The 16,292-nt window shown below is 68.4% G+C and carries 19 protein-coding genes, 1 pseudogene and 1 riboswitch; of the genes and pseudogenes, 15 read left to right on the top strand and 5 right to left on the bottom strand.

Annotated features, from left to right (window positions below):
• The first annotated feature begins 79 nt into the window (after nt 1-79).
• The 7 genes from P3102_RS27965 to P3102_RS27935 all read left to right on the top strand — a co-directional run bounded on the left by P3102_RS27965 (nt 80) and on the right by P3102_RS27935 (nt 4,911).
• Nucleotides 80-697, top strand: coding sequence for a YceD family protein (locus tag P3102_RS27965; protein ID WP_276363064.1), 618 nt, complete (start codon nt 80-82; stop codon nt 695-697).
• A gap of 72 nt (nt 698-769) precedes the next feature.
• Nucleotides 770-952: a 50S ribosomal protein L32 gene (gene rpmF, locus P3102_RS27960; RefSeq protein ID WP_005160412.1), complete on the top strand. Its 183-nt coding sequence runs from the start codon at nt 770-772 to the stop codon at nt 950-952.
• Nucleotides 953-967: 15 nt separating this feature from the next.
• Nucleotides 968-1,714, top strand: coding sequence for a ribonuclease III (gene rnc, locus P3102_RS27955; protein WP_276363052.1), 747 nt, complete (start codon nt 968-970; stop codon nt 1,712-1,714).
• Between the two features lie 80 nt (nt 1,715-1,794).
• Nucleotides 1,795-2,655, top strand: a complete 861-nt coding sequence (mutM, locus tag P3102_RS27950) for a bifunctional DNA-formamidopyrimidine glycosylase/DNA-(apurinic or apyrimidinic site) lyase (protein ID WP_276363050.1) — start codon at nt 1,795-1,797, stop codon at nt 2,653-2,655.
• Nucleotides 2,656-2,722: 67 nt separating this feature from the next.
• The gene (locus tag P3102_RS27945) at nt 2,723-3,163 is read left to right on the top strand and encodes a helix-turn-helix domain-containing protein (RefSeq protein ID WP_276363049.1); all 441 of its coding nucleotides are present in this window, start codon (nt 2,723-2,725) and stop codon (nt 3,161-3,163) included.
• Nucleotides 3,164-3,727 carry a hypothetical protein gene (locus P3102_RS27940; protein WP_276363047.1) on the top strand — a complete coding sequence of 188 codons (564 nt, stop codon included), beginning with the start codon at nt 3,164-3,166 and terminating at the stop codon, nt 3,725-3,727. It abuts the gene before it with no gap.
• Nucleotides 3,724-4,911: an MAB_1171c family putative transporter gene (locus tag P3102_RS27935; protein WP_276363046.1), complete on the top strand. Its 1,188-nt coding sequence runs from the start codon at nt 3,724-3,726 to the stop codon at nt 4,909-4,911. Before P3102_RS27940 ends, P3102_RS27935 begins: the two co-directional genes overlap by 4 nt.
• Here P3102_RS27935 and P3102_RS27930 read toward each other — a convergent pair.
• The 4 genes from P3102_RS27930 to P3102_RS27915 are packed head-to-tail and all read right to left on the bottom strand — an operon-like array spanning nt 4,908 to nt 7,237.
• Entirely contained in the window at nt 4,908-5,258 is a 351-nt protein-coding gene (locus tag P3102_RS27930; RefSeq protein ID WP_276363044.1) for a DoxX family protein, read from the bottom strand. The genes P3102_RS27935 and P3102_RS27930 overlap by 4 nt on opposite strands.
• A gap of 25 nt (nt 5,259-5,283) precedes the next feature.
• Complete coding sequence (locus tag P3102_RS27925) at nt 5,284-5,973, bottom strand: ABC transporter permease (RefSeq protein ID WP_276363042.1); 690 nt, start codon at nt 5,971-5,973, stop codon at nt 5,284-5,286.
• Nucleotides 5,970-6,863: an ABC transporter ATP-binding protein gene (locus P3102_RS27920; RefSeq protein ID WP_276363041.1), complete on the bottom strand. Its 894-nt coding sequence runs from the start codon at nt 6,861-6,863 to the stop codon at nt 5,970-5,972. Before P3102_RS27920 ends, P3102_RS27925 begins: the two co-directional genes overlap by 4 nt.
• The gene (locus tag P3102_RS27915) at nt 6,860-7,237 is read right to left on the bottom strand and encodes a GntR family transcriptional regulator (protein WP_276363040.1); all 378 of its coding nucleotides are present in this window, start codon (nt 7,235-7,237) and stop codon (nt 6,860-6,862) included. The genes P3102_RS27920 and P3102_RS27915 overlap by 4 nt, the downstream gene beginning before the upstream one ends.
• Nucleotides 7,238-7,400: 163 nt before the next feature.
• Between P3102_RS27915 and P3102_RS27910 the strand changes: the two genes are divergently transcribed.
• From P3102_RS27910 to P3102_RS27895, 4 genes and pseudogenes are all read left to right on the top strand, one after another.
• Entirely contained in the window at nt 7,401-7,724 is a 324-nt protein-coding gene (locus P3102_RS27910; protein WP_007031407.1) for a PadR family transcriptional regulator, read from the top strand.
• Nucleotides 7,721-8,965, top strand: coding sequence for a hypothetical protein (locus tag P3102_RS27905; protein WP_276363038.1), 1,245 nt, complete (start codon nt 7,721-7,723; stop codon nt 8,963-8,965). Before P3102_RS27910 ends, P3102_RS27905 begins: the two co-directional genes overlap by 4 nt.
• Nucleotides 8,966-9,385: 420 nt before the next feature.
• Nucleotides 9,386-10,066 (top strand): annotated as a pseudogene (locus tag P3102_RS27900) (amino acid--tRNA ligase-related protein); the annotation flags it as partial.
• Nucleotides 9,988-10,638, top strand: a complete 651-nt coding sequence (locus P3102_RS27895; RefSeq protein WP_276371375.1) for an amino acid--tRNA ligase-related protein — start codon at nt 9,988-9,990, stop codon at nt 10,636-10,638. The pseudogene P3102_RS27900 and the gene P3102_RS27895, both read left to right, overlap by 79 nt.
• A 46-nt stretch (nt 10,639-10,684) precedes the next feature.
• Here the strand turns inward: P3102_RS27895 and P3102_RS27890 are convergent, their stop codons facing one another.
• On the bottom strand, nt 10,685-11,209 hold the full coding sequence (locus P3102_RS27890; protein WP_276363037.1) for a general stress protein: 525 nt from the start codon (nt 11,207-11,209) through the stop codon (nt 10,685-10,687).
• Between the two features lie 227 nt (nt 11,210-11,436).
• On the opposite strand from P3102_RS27890, the gene P3102_RS27885 reads away from it, so the two are divergent.
• The 4 genes from P3102_RS27885 (at nt 11,437) to P3102_RS27870 (ending at nt 15,704) form a co-directional block, all read left to right on the top strand.
• Nucleotides 11,437-12,801: a glutamine synthetase family protein gene (locus tag P3102_RS27885; RefSeq protein ID WP_276363035.1), complete on the top strand. Its 1,365-nt coding sequence runs from the start codon at nt 11,437-11,439 to the stop codon at nt 12,799-12,801.
• Complete coding sequence (locus P3102_RS27880) at nt 12,782-13,495, top strand: gamma-glutamyl-gamma-aminobutyrate hydrolase family protein (RefSeq protein ID WP_276363034.1); 714 nt, start codon at nt 12,782-12,784, stop codon at nt 13,493-13,495. Before P3102_RS27885 ends, P3102_RS27880 begins: the two co-directional genes overlap by 20 nt.
• Nucleotides 13,492-14,856: an aldehyde dehydrogenase family protein gene (locus P3102_RS27875; protein ID WP_276363033.1), complete on the top strand. Its 1,365-nt coding sequence runs from the start codon at nt 13,492-13,494 to the stop codon at nt 14,854-14,856. The genes P3102_RS27880 and P3102_RS27875 overlap by 4 nt, the downstream gene beginning before the upstream one ends.
• Before the next feature lie 80 nt (nt 14,857-14,936).
• Nucleotides 14,937-15,704 (top strand): 3-oxoacyl-ACP reductase, encoded by a 768-nt coding sequence (locus tag P3102_RS27870; protein ID WP_276363032.1) that lies wholly within the window; start codon nt 14,937-14,939, stop codon nt 15,702-15,704.
• Nucleotides 15,705-16,164: 460 nt separating this feature from the next.
• Nucleotides 16,165-16,265: riboswitch (glycine riboswitch) on the top strand.
• The last annotated feature ends 27 nt before the right edge of the window (nt 16,266-16,292 follow it).

The following is a 16,292-nucleotide window of genomic DNA, read 5'->3' as shown; positions in this document are numbered from 1 at the left end:
CCTGTACTTCCCCTTTCGCGGACGCGCGGCTTCCGGCCGCCCGAAAGCAGGTGGCGGGCACTGCGTACCCTGGTGACCGATGTCTGAGAACAAGTCGCCGCAGGCCAGGCCTGCGCAACTGGACGGCCGGAACCCGTGGGTGCTCGACACCCGCGAACTCGGCCGTCACGCGGGCCTGAGCAAGGCCGTCCAACGCACCATTCCCGTCGAGACCGCGCTCGGGGTGCCCGACGTCATCACCATCGACGCCGGCTCCGGCCTGGAACTCGACCTGATGCTCGAATCCGTCGTCGAGGGGGTGCTCGTCAGCGGAACGGCGTCCGCCGTCGCGACGGGGCACTGCTCGCGGTGCCTCGACCCGATCACGGAGGACGTCGAGGTCGACCTGACCGAGCTCTTCGCCTACCCCGGCTCCGCGACCGAGGAGACCACCGAGGAGGACGAGATCCCCCGCCTGGTGGACGACCGGATCGACCTCGAGCCGACGGTCCGGGACGCGGTGGTGCTGGCACTGCCGCTGGCCCCGCTGTGCACCGAGGACTGCCGGGGACTGTGCACCGAATGCGGTGTCAAGTGGGCCGATCTCGAGCCCGGGCACGGGCATGAGAAGATAGACCCTCGGTGGGCCACGCTGGTGAGGCGTTTCGGCGACGAAACGGCCGATGACCAGGCTGATGGCCCCGGAAAGCAAGCCTGACGAGCACCAGCTCGTTCCGGAGAAGCAAGTTCGCTCGCGACCGCGGGCAGACCGTCTGAAGGAGATCTACTCGTGGCCGTCCCGAAGCGGAAGATGTCGCGATCCAACACCCGCGCGCGCCGCAGCCAGTGGAAGGCGGCTCCGGTTCAGCTGGTGCCCTGCTCCAACCGCGCCTGCAAGCAGCCGAAGCTCCAGCACATCGCGTGCCCGGCCTGCGGCCAGCACAACGGTCGCCAGGTCGTCGAGCCCGCCTGATCGGCAGCTGACGACATGGGGGGCAAGTCGGCCGGTGGACCACCCGCGGATCCCGCACCACTGCTCGAAGCGCTCGGGATCACGATCGAACCCGAGCTGCTGACGTTGTCGCTGACCCACCGTTCTTATGCCTATGAGAACGGTGGGTTGCCGCCGAACGAGCGCCTGGAGTTCCTCGGGGACGCGGTGCTGGGTCTGGTCGTCACCGACCACCTCTACAACACCCATCCCGACCTGGCCGAAGGTCAGCTCGCGAAGCTCCGTGCCAGCGTGGTCAACATGCACGCGCTGGCCAGGGTCGCGCGCGGCCTCGGCGAAGGCGGGCTGGGCAGGCATCTGTTGCTGGGCAAGGGCGAAGAGCTCACCGGCGGCCGGGACAAGGCGAGCATCCTCGCCGACGGACTCGAAGCCGTCATCGGTGCCGCGTACCAGCAGCACGGCATCGACCTCGCGCGCAAGCTCGTGCACCACCTGTTCGACGGCCTGCTCGCCGAAGCGCCGCTGCGTGGCGCCGGACTGGACTGGAAGACCAGTCTCCAGGAGCTGACCGCGTCGGCCGGGCTCGGCGTGCCCGAATACAAGGTCGAGGACACCGGTCCCGATCACCGCAAGGAGTTCACCGCGACCGTCCTCGTCGGCGGCCGTGAACTCGGCTATGGCTCGGGAACGACCAAGAAGGAAGCCGAGCAGAAGGCTGCCGAGACGGCCTGGCGACAGCTTTCGGCCGAACTCGACGTCGAACAGCCGCCGAAGACGACCTGAGTCCCGCACTCCCTCGTGAGTGGTAATACCGGTTCCCACCGCCATTACCACTCACGAGGGCCGGTGGGAGAATCGACCTCATGCCCGAACTCCCCGAGGTCGAGGTGGTCCGCGCCGGACTGGAGGCCCACGTCTCCGGCCGGACGATCACCGAGGTCGACGTTCTCCACGCCCGCGCGATCCGCCGTCACGAACTCGGCGCCGAGGATTTCACCGGACGCCTTTCCGGCACCAAGATCACCGCCGCCCGCCGTCGCGGCAAGTACCTGTGGCTGGAGCTCTCCGACGGGCAGGCCATGCTCGCGCATCTCGGCATGAGCGGCCAGATGCTGGTCCAGCCCGACGAGGCACCTGACGAGAAGCACCTTCGCGTGCGCTTCCGCTTCTCCGACAACGGGCCCGAGCTGCGCTTCGTCGACCAGCGGACCTTCGGCGGCCTCGCGCTCGCGGAACTCACCGAGGTCGACGGGACGGCGTTGCCGTCCACCATCGCGCATATCGCCCGCGACCCGATGGACCCGCGCTTCGACCTCGAGCAGGCCGTCCGCGCGCTGCGGTCGAGGCGGACCGAGCTCAAACGCGCCCTGCTCGACCAGACCCTCGTCTCCGGTATCGGCAACATCTACGCCGACGAAGCCCTCTGGCGAGCCAGGCTCCACTGGGCCCGGCCCACCGAAAAGCTCACCGCGGTACAGGGCCGGACGGTGCTCGGCGCCGCCGGCGAGGTCATGGACGCCGCGCTCGTCGCGGGCGGGACGTCGTTCGACGCCCTGTACGTCAACATCAACGGAGAATCCGGGTATTTCGACCGGTCGCTCGACGCCTATGGGCAAGAAGGCCTGCCCTGTGGCCGGTGCGGAACCGCGATCCGGCGCGATCCCTTCATGAACCGCTCGTCCTTTTCGTGCCCCCGGTGCCAGCCGCGTCCGCGCTTGAGGTGAAAACTGTCGTGTACGGCGCAGGTGGCGCGTCAACTAGCATGAACGGGCACGACACTGAGGGAGTGGGATGGTGGCCGCGACCGAGCCCGGCAAGACGACGCTCGCCGAGAAGATCGACAAGCTGTTCCAGATCGTGCTGAGACCCGATCGTGAGCCGTACAGCCATGAAGAGGTCGCCAAGGCCTGCCGTGAAGCCACCGGCGAGAGCTTCTCGACGACGTATCTGTGGCAGCTGCGCACCGGCCGCCGCGACAATCCCACGAAACGCCACCTCGAGGCGCTCGCCCAGTTCTTCGGCGTCTCGCCGGCGTACTTCTTCGACGACGAGCGGAGTGCCAAGATCGCCGAGGAACTCGCGCTCCTCGGCGCCCTCCGCGACGCCGGTGTCCGCGATGTCGCGCTGCGGGCCGTAACACTTTCCGCCGACGGACTCGACACCATCAGCGACATGATCGACGCGATCGCCCGCAGGGAATCCGGACGGGGCGGCACGAAGAAGGAGACGTGAGTGGACCGCCGCCGTAAAGAGCTGTGGCGCCGCTGCCGGGGTCTCGCCGACGGCGTCGCTCTTCCGGAACCCTTCGACGCCGAGGCCTTCACCGCGGCATTGGCCGCCGAGCGCGGCCGTCCGATCGAGTTGATGCGGGTCAGCGTTCCCTCCAGTGGCCCGTGCGGGCTGCTGATGAGCACCGAGCGCGCGGACTACATCCTCTACCCGACCAACACCACCGCCCTGCACCGGCGGCACATCCTCCTGCACGAGGTCGGCCATCTGCTGTGCGGCCACACCGGTTCGGACGCGGGCACCGACGGGATCGCGCTCGACGCCGCCGCCGGCAAGGCCCTCATGCCGAACCTGTCACCCGAACTCGTCCGCCGCGTCCTCGGCCGTACGGGGTACAGCGCCGTCGAAGAACAGGAGGCCGAATTGCTCGCCAGTCTGCTCGCGCAACGCGTCGCACGGGCGACGGTGCGCGCCTCGGCGCGTCTCGACGAGAGCGGGAGTGATCTCGCGGGCGGGATGGCCAGGGTCGACAACCTCTTCGGCAGCCGGAAACGGCGCCGTCCGTGACCGAGACCATCGCGTACTTCTGCTGCGTGGTGGCTTTCGCGGGCTTCGGGTACAAGCTCATCCAGGCCCGGCACACCCAGCCGCTGCGGCGGATGTGGTTCCTCAGCGGGTTCGGGATGTGCATCGCGGGCGGCATCATGCTGCTCACCCCGGCCATGGAGAACGCCGTCGGCGTCGAAGAACCCGTCGGCAGCCTGCTGAATCTCGCCGCCGACCTGCTCAAGATCGGTGCGATGGCCTTCGCGGTCGCGTTCGCCCATTCGCTGAAAGTGGGGGAGGGCGAACGGATCGGCTGGCACGCGCTGGTGTCCTGGACCGTCGTGGCCGCCGAGATCGCGCTCTTCGTCCTCTCCGACAGTCACCGCGTCGGCGAGCACACCGCCGCCGGGCCGGGCGGGCTCGGCTGGTTCGTCGCGTACAACGTCCTTTTCCTCGTCTACGGTCTGATCAGCCTGCTGACCTTCTCGATCGTCTTCGCCCGCTTCGCGCGCCATGCCGATCCGGGCCCGCTTCGCACCGGGCTGTGGTTGCTCGTCGGTGGCGGGGTCGCCGCGCTGGGCTGGACGTTCTGGGACGTCGACGACATCTACATCCTCGCCACCACCGGCGAGGTCAACGCCGGGGAGGAAACCGTTTCGTCGATCCTGGCGGCGCTGAGCGTCGGGCTCGCCGGGGCGGGTGCGACGCTCAGCGTGTGGGGGCCCGCGCTGGCCACCCCCTTCCGCCTGATCGGCACGTACCGGACGTACCGCCGGATCGAGCCGTTGTGGACCGCCTTGCGTGAAGCCGTCCCGGAAATCGCGCTGGACCCGGGCCCCGGTATGCCCGGCGGCGTCGAATTCGCCTTGTACCGCAGGGTCATCGAGATCCGGGACGGCCATCTCGCCTTGCGTCCCTACTTCGATCCGGACGTCCCGCCGGTCGCGGAAGCCGAAGCACGCAAGGCGAAGATCCCCGAATCGCGCGTTCCCGCCACGGTCGAAGCCGCGGCCTTGGCCGCCGCCCTCGTCGCCTCCGCGGCGGGCCGCCGGTACGCCCCCGACGACGAGGTACCGGCGACCTACCTCGACGAACCGGACATCGCCACCGAAGCGGCGTGGCTGGTGGAAGTCACGCGCGCCTGGCGGCGGTCCACCGTGGTCGGACGCGTTCGCGATCGAGCCCGGGAAACGCTCGCGGCTTAAGCCGCACCGAGCGCGGTGACGGCGGCCGCCGAGACCAGCGCGAGCCGGACCGGCGGGGTGACGTCCCTGCTCCCGTCACCCGCCCGCACATGGGCGACCGCCGCCCCGATCAGCAACGCCACCAGACCGATCGCCGCGGCGATTCCGAGCGGCGCCCAGAAGAAGCCGGCCACCAGGCCCGCCGCCCCGGCGATCTCGAGGGCGCCGATCCCCTGGATCGCCCGGACCGGGAAGCCGAGCCCCTCGGTCCGGGCGATCAACGACGGCTGACGCAGGACCTTCACCACCCCCAGTACGGCGAAGATCGCGGCGAGCAGCACCGACAACACCCCGTGAGGCACGGCCATCACGAATTCCTCGGGTGCAGGGATTTCAGACGGTGACGCGGCGCATCGTGGCGAATCCGCCCGCCCCGGCGACACCGACCAGCAGGGCGAGCACCCCGGTCACGCCGCCGACGGTCAGCGTGCTGAAGAACGTGCCGAGTTTCGGCCAGGAATCGGTCCAGCTGAGCAGGAGCACCCCGCCCACCAGCACCAGTACCTGCGCGGCGGCGAACAGGACGACCCCCACCACCGCGGCACGCCGGTAGATCAGGCCGTACCACATGCCGTAGACGAACATCAGCGTCAGCAGGACGAACGACGTGAGCAGGGTCAGATACCAGGGACCGTTGAGCAGCCAGGGCACCCGGAAGTAGTTGAGGCCGACTCCCCAGCCGCCGGTGGCTTCCTCGATCGCCTGGAACACGACGATCCCCACCGCGTACAGCCCGGCCAGCCCGGCCACCAGCAGGATCGTGCCCAGGTAGTACGACCGCCTCGACACACCCAGCGCGAGCCCGAACGGCAGCGATTTCGTCATGCTCAAGGCGCCGCAGACGAGCATGAACACGTACAACGTGAGCAGGCCGCCGGAGTAGTTCTCCTCGGGCGTCTCGGGAAGCACCGCGAAGATGGTGAGGTTCACCAGGAACGCGAACAACGTGACGCCGACCGGGAGGACCACGAACTGCAGCCGGTCCACCAAGTGGTAGCGCGCGACTTTGACCAGGGTGTTCATGCGGACGCCTCCTCCGCTGTCGGGTGTCCGGTGTTGGAGGTGTGCACCATCAACTGCTGCAAGGAAAGCGGTTCGAGCTTGAGGTGCAGGGCCTGTGCCCGCGCCTTCGCGGCGGCGTCGAAGGCGTCGGCGACGGTGACCGAAGCCCGCGAACCGATCTTGCGGCGGTGCAGTACGTGGCGGCCGGCGACGAAGGATTCCACCGCCGTGGCGGGCCCGCTGACCGTGGCGGCCGAGCCGCGCAGTTCGTCGGCGGGCGCGTCGAGCACGACGCGGCCCTTGTCGATCATCACGACGTGCTCCAGCAGATCCGCGACCTCGTCGATCAGGTGCGTGGAGAGCAAGACCGTGCGCGGATGGGCCGAATAGTCGTCGAGCAGCCGGTCGTAGAACAGTTGGCGCGCGACGGCGTCGAGGCCCGCGTACGGCTCGTCGAGCAGCGTGAGTTCCGCCCGTGCCGCCAGCCCGATCGTGATCGACAGCGCCGAGCGCATCCCTCGTGAGAGCTTCTTGATCGGGCGTTTCGTCGGCAGGTCGAAGTCGCGGAGCAGCGTGTCGGCCAGTTCGGCGTCCCAGTTCGGGTAGAACCACGACGCCGCCGAAAGGGCGTGCCGAACCTTGAAGTCCGGGAATTGCTGGTCCTCGCGGACGAACACCAGGCGCTGGAGCACGCGCTCGTTCTCCACCGGGTTCTCGCCGAACACGCGGACGGAGCCCGTGCTGGCGAACTCCTGCGCGGTGACGATGCGCAGGAAGGTGCTCTTGCCCGCGCCGTTGCGGCCCAGCAGGCCGGTGATCTTGCCTTCTCGGATGTCGACCGAGACATCGCCGAGCGCGAGGTGGTCGCCGTAGCGCCGGGTCAGGCCGGTGGTCGAAATGGTCGGCGTCATGCGGCGGGTCCTCCGTTCCGGTGTCCGTTCCCGCGGATGAGCGAGATCAGGGTTTCGTCGTCGATGCCGAGGCGTCGCGCTTCGACGAGCATCGGGTCGAGGTACTGCTCGGCGAATCGTCGCCGCCGGTCGGTGAGCAGCTTCTGCCGCGCGCCGCCGGCGACGAACATGCCGATACCCCGCCGTTTTTCGAGCAGTCCTTCATCGGCGAGCACGTTGATCCCCTTGGCCGCCGTCGCCGGATTGATCCGGTAGAAGGCGGCGAGTTCGTTGGTTGACGGCACGCGTTCCCCCTCGGCCAGGCTTCCCTCGGCGATGTCGTCGGCGATCTGTTCGGCGATCTGCACGAACAGGGGTGTTCCTTCGTCGAGCACGACACCTCCGTTCCCAGTCTTCGTGCACCCGTGCCGGGTGCGGTGGTTTATTACTGGACTAAGTAACCCATGAACCACGTTTTGACGCAAGTAAGTTCCGCCGTGCGCACTACTGTGCAATGCGTGGTACCTTCTGATGCGTAAGACTGGGAGGGACGCGACTGTGGAGATCAGTCAGCTACTCAAAGGCGTGCTGGACCTCGCCGTTCTCGCGGTACTTCGCGGAGAGGACGGCTACGGCTACGACGTGCTCCGAAGACTTCGCGTCGCGGGGTTGCAGGAAGTCGGTGACGCCTCGGTGTACGGAACGCTTCGGCGGCTGTACAAGGCAGGCCTGCTGACGTCGTACGTGGTGCCGAGTGAAGAGGGCCCGCACCGCAAGTACTACAGCCTCAACGAACCGGGTCGTCGACGTCTCGAAGAGTCGGGGCAGACCTGGCGGACTTTCGCCACGACAATGAACAGCCTGTTGGGAGAGGCAGCATGAGCACGCAGAATCCGACCGCCGTGCGGGTGTATCTGGCGAGGGTCAGGAGCGCGCTCGCCGACCTTCCCGAGAGTGAAGTCGAGGAGATCCTCGAAGACGTCCGGCCCCATCTCGCCGAGATGGAGGCGGAACTGGGGGAGAACCCCAAGGTCGACGCGCTGATCGAGCGGCTGGGCAGCCCCGAGAGCTATGCCGCCGAGCTGCGGGCTTCAGGTGGGTACCCACCGCGTCCGGCCGACGCGGGTGACCAGACCGCCGTGCTGAAGGCGAAGACCGGGATCGGGGGATCCCGGTTCGCGTTCTGGGGCCTGGTGTTCTCTGTCGGCGGCTTCGCGTTGTTCGGCTTCGCGGCCGCGGTGCTGGTCCGGGTGGAACCGTTGCTGGGCCTGCTTTTCGTCACCCCCGTGCTCGCGATCAGCGTCGCCTACGTCGTCCGCAAGGGCGTCGCCCCGATCGTGGAACTGCCCGAGGTGGTCAAGTTCCGCGAGATGGCGGGCTCGTTCCGGAAAGACGGGAACAGCAAGGGGCTGAACTACTTCCGCACGCTGAAGCCGGCGTGGTGGGTGCTGTGCGCGGCGGTGCTGGTCGTGTTCGGCCTGCTGCTCGTGCTCCGCGACACCGAGGCCGTCTTGCTGCTGCCGCTGATGCTGCTGGCGGCCGTCGCCGTGGTGTGGGCCGGGCCGAGGCTGAAGGCCGACCGTCGGCTGCTGTGGCTGGCCGTGCCGATTTCGGCGTTCGTCATCGGCAGCATGCTCGGCGGTGCGGGTGCGGCGGTCGACCTGCTCGCGAGAGGGTCCTACGGCAACGGTTCCTACACCGGCGGCTACCCGCCGAACTCCAACGACAACTACGGCAACCCGCAGTTGAGGTACGGCAGCCAGGAAGTGGAGAACGTCTACGCGTTCGACAGCGAAGGCAAGCCGCTGACCGAAATCTATCTTTACGACGAGGACGGTCGTCCGCTCAGCACGACCCGGTACGCCTGCGAGAAGAGCACGGGCGAAAGGCGGAAGATCGGCGACGACAACCGCTACCCGCGTCCGCAGATCGAGCGGGGCGTCCAGGACGACGACGGACACCGCGACGGCTACAACGGATATCGCTCCTACTGCCAGGAGAAGGCCGACGTCCCGTTCAGCGCGGCGATCCCGAAGGGCGCGCCGGCGCCGACTTCTCAGGCCGCCCCGTCGTCGTCCACCTCGGTGGCGCCGCCGTCGAACTCCGCCCAGCCGACGCGCTAGGCGGTCCGGGTGGAGGCGGCTGTCGGGGGCGCCTCCACCCTATTTCTCGGCATTTCGTCAGCTGGATGCGGTGGTCGGGGTCACGAACCACCGTATCCAGCTGACGAAATGCGGATGCGCGGGTCGCCTCGGGGGACGTAACCTCCGGGGCAACGCGTTGACGGAGACGAGTAGCCGAGGAACCACGCGAGACCCAGAGAGCCGCCGGTAGCTGCGAAGGCGGCTTCGCGCCCTCCGGCGAAGACCCTCCCGAGTGCGGGGAGGAACGGCGTCCGCGCCCCATGCCCCGCCGTCCGGCCCTCGTCATCGGGCCTTCGAGGCCGCCGCTCGTCCAGGGTGGCGGCGAAAGTGCGGTGGTACCGCGAGTTCCCTTCTCGCCCGCACTCCCAAGGGGTCGCGCATATCCGTACAGGAGTTGTGATGATCTCGCGTGTCCTCGTCGCCGATCTGCCCCGGCACGTCGGCGACCGTGTCCGCATCGCCGGCTGGGTGCACCGCCGGCGCCGCTTGAAATCCGTCACCTTCCTGGTGATCCGGGACCGCTCCGGGCTCGGCCAAGTCGTGCTCGCCGAACCCGGTGGCCACCCGGAGGAGACCGTGGTCGAGGTCGAAGGCCTCGTTATCGCCAATTCTCAAGCGCCGGACGGTGTGGAAGTGACCGAGCCGTCGGTCAGGTTGCTTTCCGAGCCCGCCGAACCACCCCCCTTCGACCTCTATCGGCCGTCGGTTACGGCCGCGTTGCCCACGGTGCTGGACAACGCCGCCGTCGCGCTGCGGCACCCGCGGCTGAAGAAGGTGTTCACGGTTGCGGCGGCGAGCGTCGCCGGGTTTCGTTCGGCACTGGACGGGCTCGGGTTCACCGAAATCCATACGCCCAAGATCGTCTCATCGGCCACGGAATCCGGAGCGAACGTCTTCGGCATCGACTACTTCGGCGAGCGGGCCTTCCTGGCGCAGTCGCCGCAGTTCTACAAACAGGCACTGGTCGGGGTTTTCGAGCGGGTGTACGAGGTCGGCCCGGTATTCCGCGCCGAATCGCACGACACCGCGCGGCATCTCGCGCAGTACACCAGCCTCGACGCCGAACTCGGCTTCATCGAAGGCCACCACGAAGTCATGAAGGTGCTGCGGGAGGCGATCGCGGGGATGGCGGCCGCCGTCCCGGAGGCCGGGGTCGTGGTGCCCGGGGAATTCCGGAGATCCACTTCACGGAGGCGCAGGAACTGCTCGCACGGCTGTCCGGTGAAGACCCACGTGGCGAGCCGGACCTCGCGCCCCCGCACGAGCGGCTGCTTTCGGACTGGGCACTGCGCGAACACGGATCGGAATTCCTGTTCGTCACCGGCTATCCGATGGTGAAGCGGCCGTTCTACACGCATCCGGACCCGGCGCGGCCCGAATACTCCCACAGTTTCGACCTGCTTTTCCGCGGACTGGAACTGGTGACCGGCGGCCAGCGGCTGCATCGGCACGCCGACTACACCACCACGCTGGCGGCGCGCGGAGAGTCCATCGTGCCGTACCGGGACTACCTGTCCGTCTTCGCCCATGGGATGCCACCACACGGCGGGTTCGCGCTCGGTCTCGAACGCTGGACGGCCCGGTTGCTCGGGCTGCCCAACGTCCGCCAGGCGACGTTGTTCCCCCGTGACCTCCACCGCTTGACCCCGTGAAGCCGCGAGCCGGCACCTCGTGCGGAGGTGCCGGCTCGCGGGGGGCTCAGTGGGTGAACGCGCTCCTGGCGGCCAGGTCCGCCAGCAGGGCGCGGCCCTTCTCGGCGTTGCGCGGCTGGGCCAGGACGTCGTAACGCCGGGCGACCAGCTGGCTCTGCGAGATGAACCCGCGCTTGTTCTTCGAAGCCGCGTACCCCAGCGCGCCGAACAGCAGGTTGAACCCGATACCGCCGACGAGGCCGACGAGGATCGGCACCAGTCCGGCGCCCGGGTTCAGCAGGCTCAGCACGAGGCCGAGGAACATCCCGAACATCGCGCCCGACAGCGCCGAGCTGGTCAGCACCTTGCTCCAGCCCATCCGCCCGGCGATCCGCTCGACCAGGATCGGTTCGACACCGACGATGGTGACGTCCGTGATCGGGAAGTCCGTTCCCGCGAGGTGGTCGACGGCACGCTGCGCTTCGGAGTACGACTCGTACGAGCCGATCGGCCACCCGTTGGGCAGCGTCGGGAGCTGAGCCCGCCCCTGGGGCTCGGTGAACGTGGTCTGCTGCGTGAATGCCTGTGTCATTCCTTCTCACCTCTCTTGATCCGTACAACGTTCCGGGTGTGCGGATCTCCTCCCGTCCGGCGGGATTCACAGCATCTTCTCAGCCGGGCATCGCAGACAATCCGCCCAGGGATCAACTACAGTCCGCAATGGATAACGAAGCAGACCATTGGTTGAGTTGACCGGGTCGGGGTCACCCGGTAGGAAGAAGCCGTAAAGGTACCGCTTCGAACCTTTAGGTGAGGCTGATGGCGAACAGGCGCGGCATGCTCACGCTGGATCGGCTCCGGGAACTGGTCGAGGACGGCACCGTGGACACGGTGCTCGTGGCGATCACCGACATGCAGGGCAGGCTGCAGGGCAAGCGCTGCGCCGCCGAGTACTTCCTCGACGAGGTCGTCGAGCACGCCACCGAAGCGTGCAACTACCTCCTCGCCGTCGACGTCGACATGAACACCGTCGACGGCTACACGATGTCGTCGTGGGAGACCGGCTACGGCGACTTCGTCATGCGCCCGGACTTCGGCACGCTTCGCCTGCTTCCGTGGCAGGAGGGCACCGCGCTCGTCCTGGCCGACCTCGAACGGGTGCAGGGCGGCGCCGTGGCCCCGTCGCCGCGTCAGATCCTGCGCGGTCAGCTCGACCGGCTCGCCGCGCGTGGCCTCACCGCGTACGTCGGGACCGAACTGGAGTTCATCGTCTTCGACGACACCTTCGAGTCGGCCTGGGACAAGCGGTATCAGGATCTTCGCCCGGCCAACCAGTACAACGTCGACTACTCGATGCTCGGTACCTCGCGGATCGAGCCGCTGCTGCGCCGCATCCGGAACGACATGGGCGGAGCGGGACTGTACGTCGAGTCGGCCAAAGGCGAGTGCAATCCCGGTCAGCACGAGATCGCGTTCCGCTACGCCGACGCGCTGACCACCTGCGACAACCACAGCGTCTACAAGACCGGGGCCAAGGAGATCGCCGCCCAGGAGGGCAAAAGCCTCACGTTCATGGCGAAGTACAACGAACGCGAGGGCAACTCCTGCCACATCCACCTCAGCCTGCGTTCCGCCGAGGGAAAGCCCGTCCTGGCGGGTGACGGCCCCGGCGGATTCTCGCCGCTGATGCAGCACTTCCTCGCCGGGCAGCTGGCCGGGTTGCGTGAGCTGACCTACTTCCTCGCCCCGAACATCAACTCCTACAAGCGTTTCGTTCCCGGCAGCTTCGCACCCACGGCCGTCGCGTGGGGCACCGACAACCGCACGTGCGCGCTCCGCGTCGTCGGGCACGGGGACTCGCTGCGCGCCGAGAACCGGGTCCCCGGCGGCGACGTGAACCCGTACCTCGCGGTGGCCGCGCTGATCGCCGCCGGATTGCACGGAGTCGAGAACGAACTGGAGCTGGAACCCGAGTTCCACGGCAACGCCTACGGTTCCGGCAAACCGACCGTGCCGACGACCCTGCGGGAGGCCGCGGCGCTGCTGGACGAGAGTGAGCTCGCCAGGACCGCGTTCGGGGACGAGGTCGTCGATCATTACCTCAACGCGGCGAAGGTCGAACTGACCGCGTTCGACGCCGCCGTCACCGATTGGGAGAGGATCCGTGGCTTCGAACGGCTCTGAGCCCCTGATCGGGCTCACCGCCTATCTGGAGCCCGCGAAGTTCCTCGTCTGGGAGACCGAAGCCGCGCTGCTGCACCGGGTCTACGTCGACGGGATCGTCGCGGCGGGCGGGATCCCGGTCCTGCTGCCGCCGGTGAGCGGCGCACACGATCGGCTGCTGTCCGCCGTGGACGGTCTCGTGCTGGCAGGCGGCGCCGACGTCGACCCGGCCCGCTACGGCCACGACCAGCACGCGACGACGTACACGAGGCCGAACCGGGACGCGTTCGAGTTCGGTCTGCTGCGGTCCGCTTTGGACAGCGGGAAACCGGTGCTGGGCGTGTGCCGCGGCCTGCAGGTGCTCAGCGTCGCGCTGGGCGGCACGCTCGCCCAGCACCTGCCGGACACGTTGCGCAGTGCGGATCACCAGCCCGCGCCGGGGACGTTCGGCACCACGACGGTGACCCTTGCCGAGGGCAGCCGGGTCGCGGCGATCCTCGGCACCGAGACCAAGGTGCCGTGCTACCACCATCAGGCGATCGACAGGCTCGGCGACGGGCTGGTCGCGGTCGGCTGGGCGGCGGACGGGACCATCGAGGCGGCCGAACTGCCGGGCGAGGGGTTCGTACTCGGCGTCCAGTGGCATCCCGAACAGAATCCGGACGACCTCAGGCTTTTCGAGGCGCTGGTGAAAGCAGCCAAGGAGCACGCATGACGACGATGTTCGAGGTGATCAACCCCGCCACCGAAGAGGTGGTGCGGTCGGTCGAGCCGACCTCGGCCGAGGAGACCGACGCGGCGATCGCCCGCGCGCACGCGGCGTTCCCCGCCTGGCGCGCGGTGGCCCCCGGCGACCGGGCGCGGCTGCTGCGCCGCTTCGCCGACGCCGTCGACGCCGACATCGAGAACCTCGCCGCGCTGGAAGTGGCCAACGCCGGCCACACGATCGGCAACGCGCGCTGGGAAGCGGGCAACGTCCGAGACGTGCTGACGTACTACTCCGCGTCGCCCGAACGGCTGAGCGGCACGCAGATCCCGGTCCCCGGCGGGGTGAACATGACGTTCCACGAGCCGCTCGGCGTGGTCGGGGTGATCGTGCCGTGGAACTTCCCGATGCCCATCGCGGGCTGGGGGTTCGCGCCCGCGCTCGCCGCCGGGAACACCGTCGTGCTCAAACCCGCCGAGCTCACTCCGCTGACCGCGATCCGCCTCGGCGAACTCGCCCGTAAGGCGGGGATCCCCGAAGACGTCTTCCAGGTGCTTCCCGGCAAGGGATCCGTGGTCGGGCAGCGATTCGTGGCCCACCCGGCGGTGCGGAAGGTGGTGTTCACCGGCTCCACCGAGGTCGGCAAGCAGATCATGGCCGGGTGCGCCGCGCAGGTGAAACGGGTGACCCTGGAACTCGGCGGCAAGAACGCGAACATCGTCTTCGCCGACGCCGACCTGGAGAAGGCGGCGGCCACCGCGCCGTACGGCGTCTTCGACAACGCCGGGCAGGACTGCTGCGCGCGGTCGCTGATCCTGGTGCAGTCGAGGGTGTACGAGAAGTTCATGGAGCTGCTGGAACCCGCGGTGAACGGCGTCGTCGTGGGGGATCCGCGGCTGGAAGTGACCGAGATGGGGCCGTTGATCTCGGCGGCGCACCACGCGAAGGTCTCGTCCTATGTGGACGACACGGCGCCGGTCGCCTTCCGGGGCACCGCGCCCGTCGGCCCCGGATACTGGTTCGCGCCGACCGTCGTCACCCCGCCGGACCTGCGGCATCCGCTGGCCTCGGACGAGATCTTCGGCCCGGTCGTCGCGGTGGTCCCGTTCGACGGGGAGGCGGACGCGGTGACCATGGCCAACCACACCGAGTACGGCCTGTCCGGCTCGATCTGGACCCGCGACGTCGGCCGCGCCTTCCGCGTCGCGCGCGGCGTCGAGGCGGGGAACCTGTCGGTCAACTCGCATTCGTCCGTCCGGTATTGGACGCCTTTCGGCGGGTTCAAGCAGTCCGGGCTGGGCCGTGAACTCGGCCCGGACGCCGTCGATGCCTTCACCGAGACCAAGAATGTCTTCATCAGCACGGAGTGAGCGGGCCACTTTCGTATAAGACCATCAGCACAGAGCGAGCTGGTCACTTTTCGTATCAAGACCATCGGCACGGAGGAACAATGGTCCAGCGTTTCGAAGGCCGCGTCGCGGTCATCACCGGCGGCAGCAGCGGCATCGGCCTCGCCACCGCGCGGCGGCTGGCGAGCGAGGGCGCGAAGGTCGTCATCGGCGACATCTCCGCCGAGGCGGGCAAAGCCGCGGCCGACGAGGTCGGTGGCCTGTTCGTCCCGGCCGACGTCACCGACGCCGAGCAGGTCGAGGCCCTGTTCCAGACCACTGTGGACACCTACGGCTCGGTCGACGTCGCGTTCAACAACGCCGGCATCTCCCCGCCCGAGGACGACTCGATCCTGACCACGGGCATCGACGCGTGGGAGAAGGTGCAGAAGGTCAACCTGACCTCGGTGTACCTGTGCTGCAAGGCGGCGCTGCCGCATATGCGACGGCAGGGCAAGGGCTCGATCGTCAACACGGCGTCGTTCGTCGCGGTGATGGGCGCGGCGACGTCGCAGATCTCCTACACCGCGTCCAAGGGCGGGGTGCTGGCGATGAGCCGGGAACTGGGCGTGCAGTTCGCGCGGGAGAACATCCGGGTCAACGCGCTGTGCCCGGGTCCGGTGAACACGCCGCTGCTGAAGGAACTGTTCGCGAAGGATCCCGAACGGGCCGCGCGGCGGCTGGTGCACGTGCCGGTCGGGCGGTTCGCCGAGCCGGAGGAGATCGCGGCGGCCGTCGCGTTCCTGGCGAGCGACGACGCCTCGTTCATCACCGCTTCGCAGTTCCTGGTGGACGGTGGGATTTCGGGCGCCTACGTCACTCCGCTTTGACCCCCTGCGGCGCAATTAGTCACCTACTTGCGCCGCGTACTCGGGGCCGGCCGGCGCGCCCGCCGGTACTCGGCCGGTGGCAGGGATGGCGAGCCACCGGCCCGCGCGGGCAGGTTCCGCATGGGCGCCGACGCGGCCGACATGATGACGCGGTGTGCCGAGCTCTGCGACACGATCACCCGCCGTGAACGCGTAACTCGCGTGATCGGGCCCGTGATTCGCGTGCTTGGAGGCGTAACTCACGAGTTCCGCCGCTGATCACGGGAGTCACGGCTCCGGGCACGCGTGTCCCGAGTGACGTGGTCGGGCGGAAGTAGACGCGCGCCGAACACGCCAGGTACGGTGTGCGCACAACTACAGACAGGGCCGTCGAGCTGGAGCGGGAGAGCCCTCACGAACGTGGTGGGGCACCGAAGGAGCAAACTCCCCGGAATCTCTCAGGTACTCACTACCGCTTCCGCGAGGCCACTCTGGAAAGCAGGCGCGCAAGTGCGCCTCACCCAAGGTGAAAGCCGCAGTACGTGCGGTGAAACTCTCAGGTGCCATGACAGAGGGGGAGTTCCCGGCGCACCGGTCTATCCGGCGCCT

The sequence above is a fragment of the Amycolatopsis sp. QT-25 genome (assembly GCF_029369745.1).
Classification (GTDB): domain Bacteria; phylum Actinomycetota; class Actinomycetes; order Mycobacteriales; family Pseudonocardiaceae; genus Amycolatopsis.
Note: the sequence above shows the minus strand (reverse complement) of the source record. Positions and strands in the feature narration are given on the sequence as shown.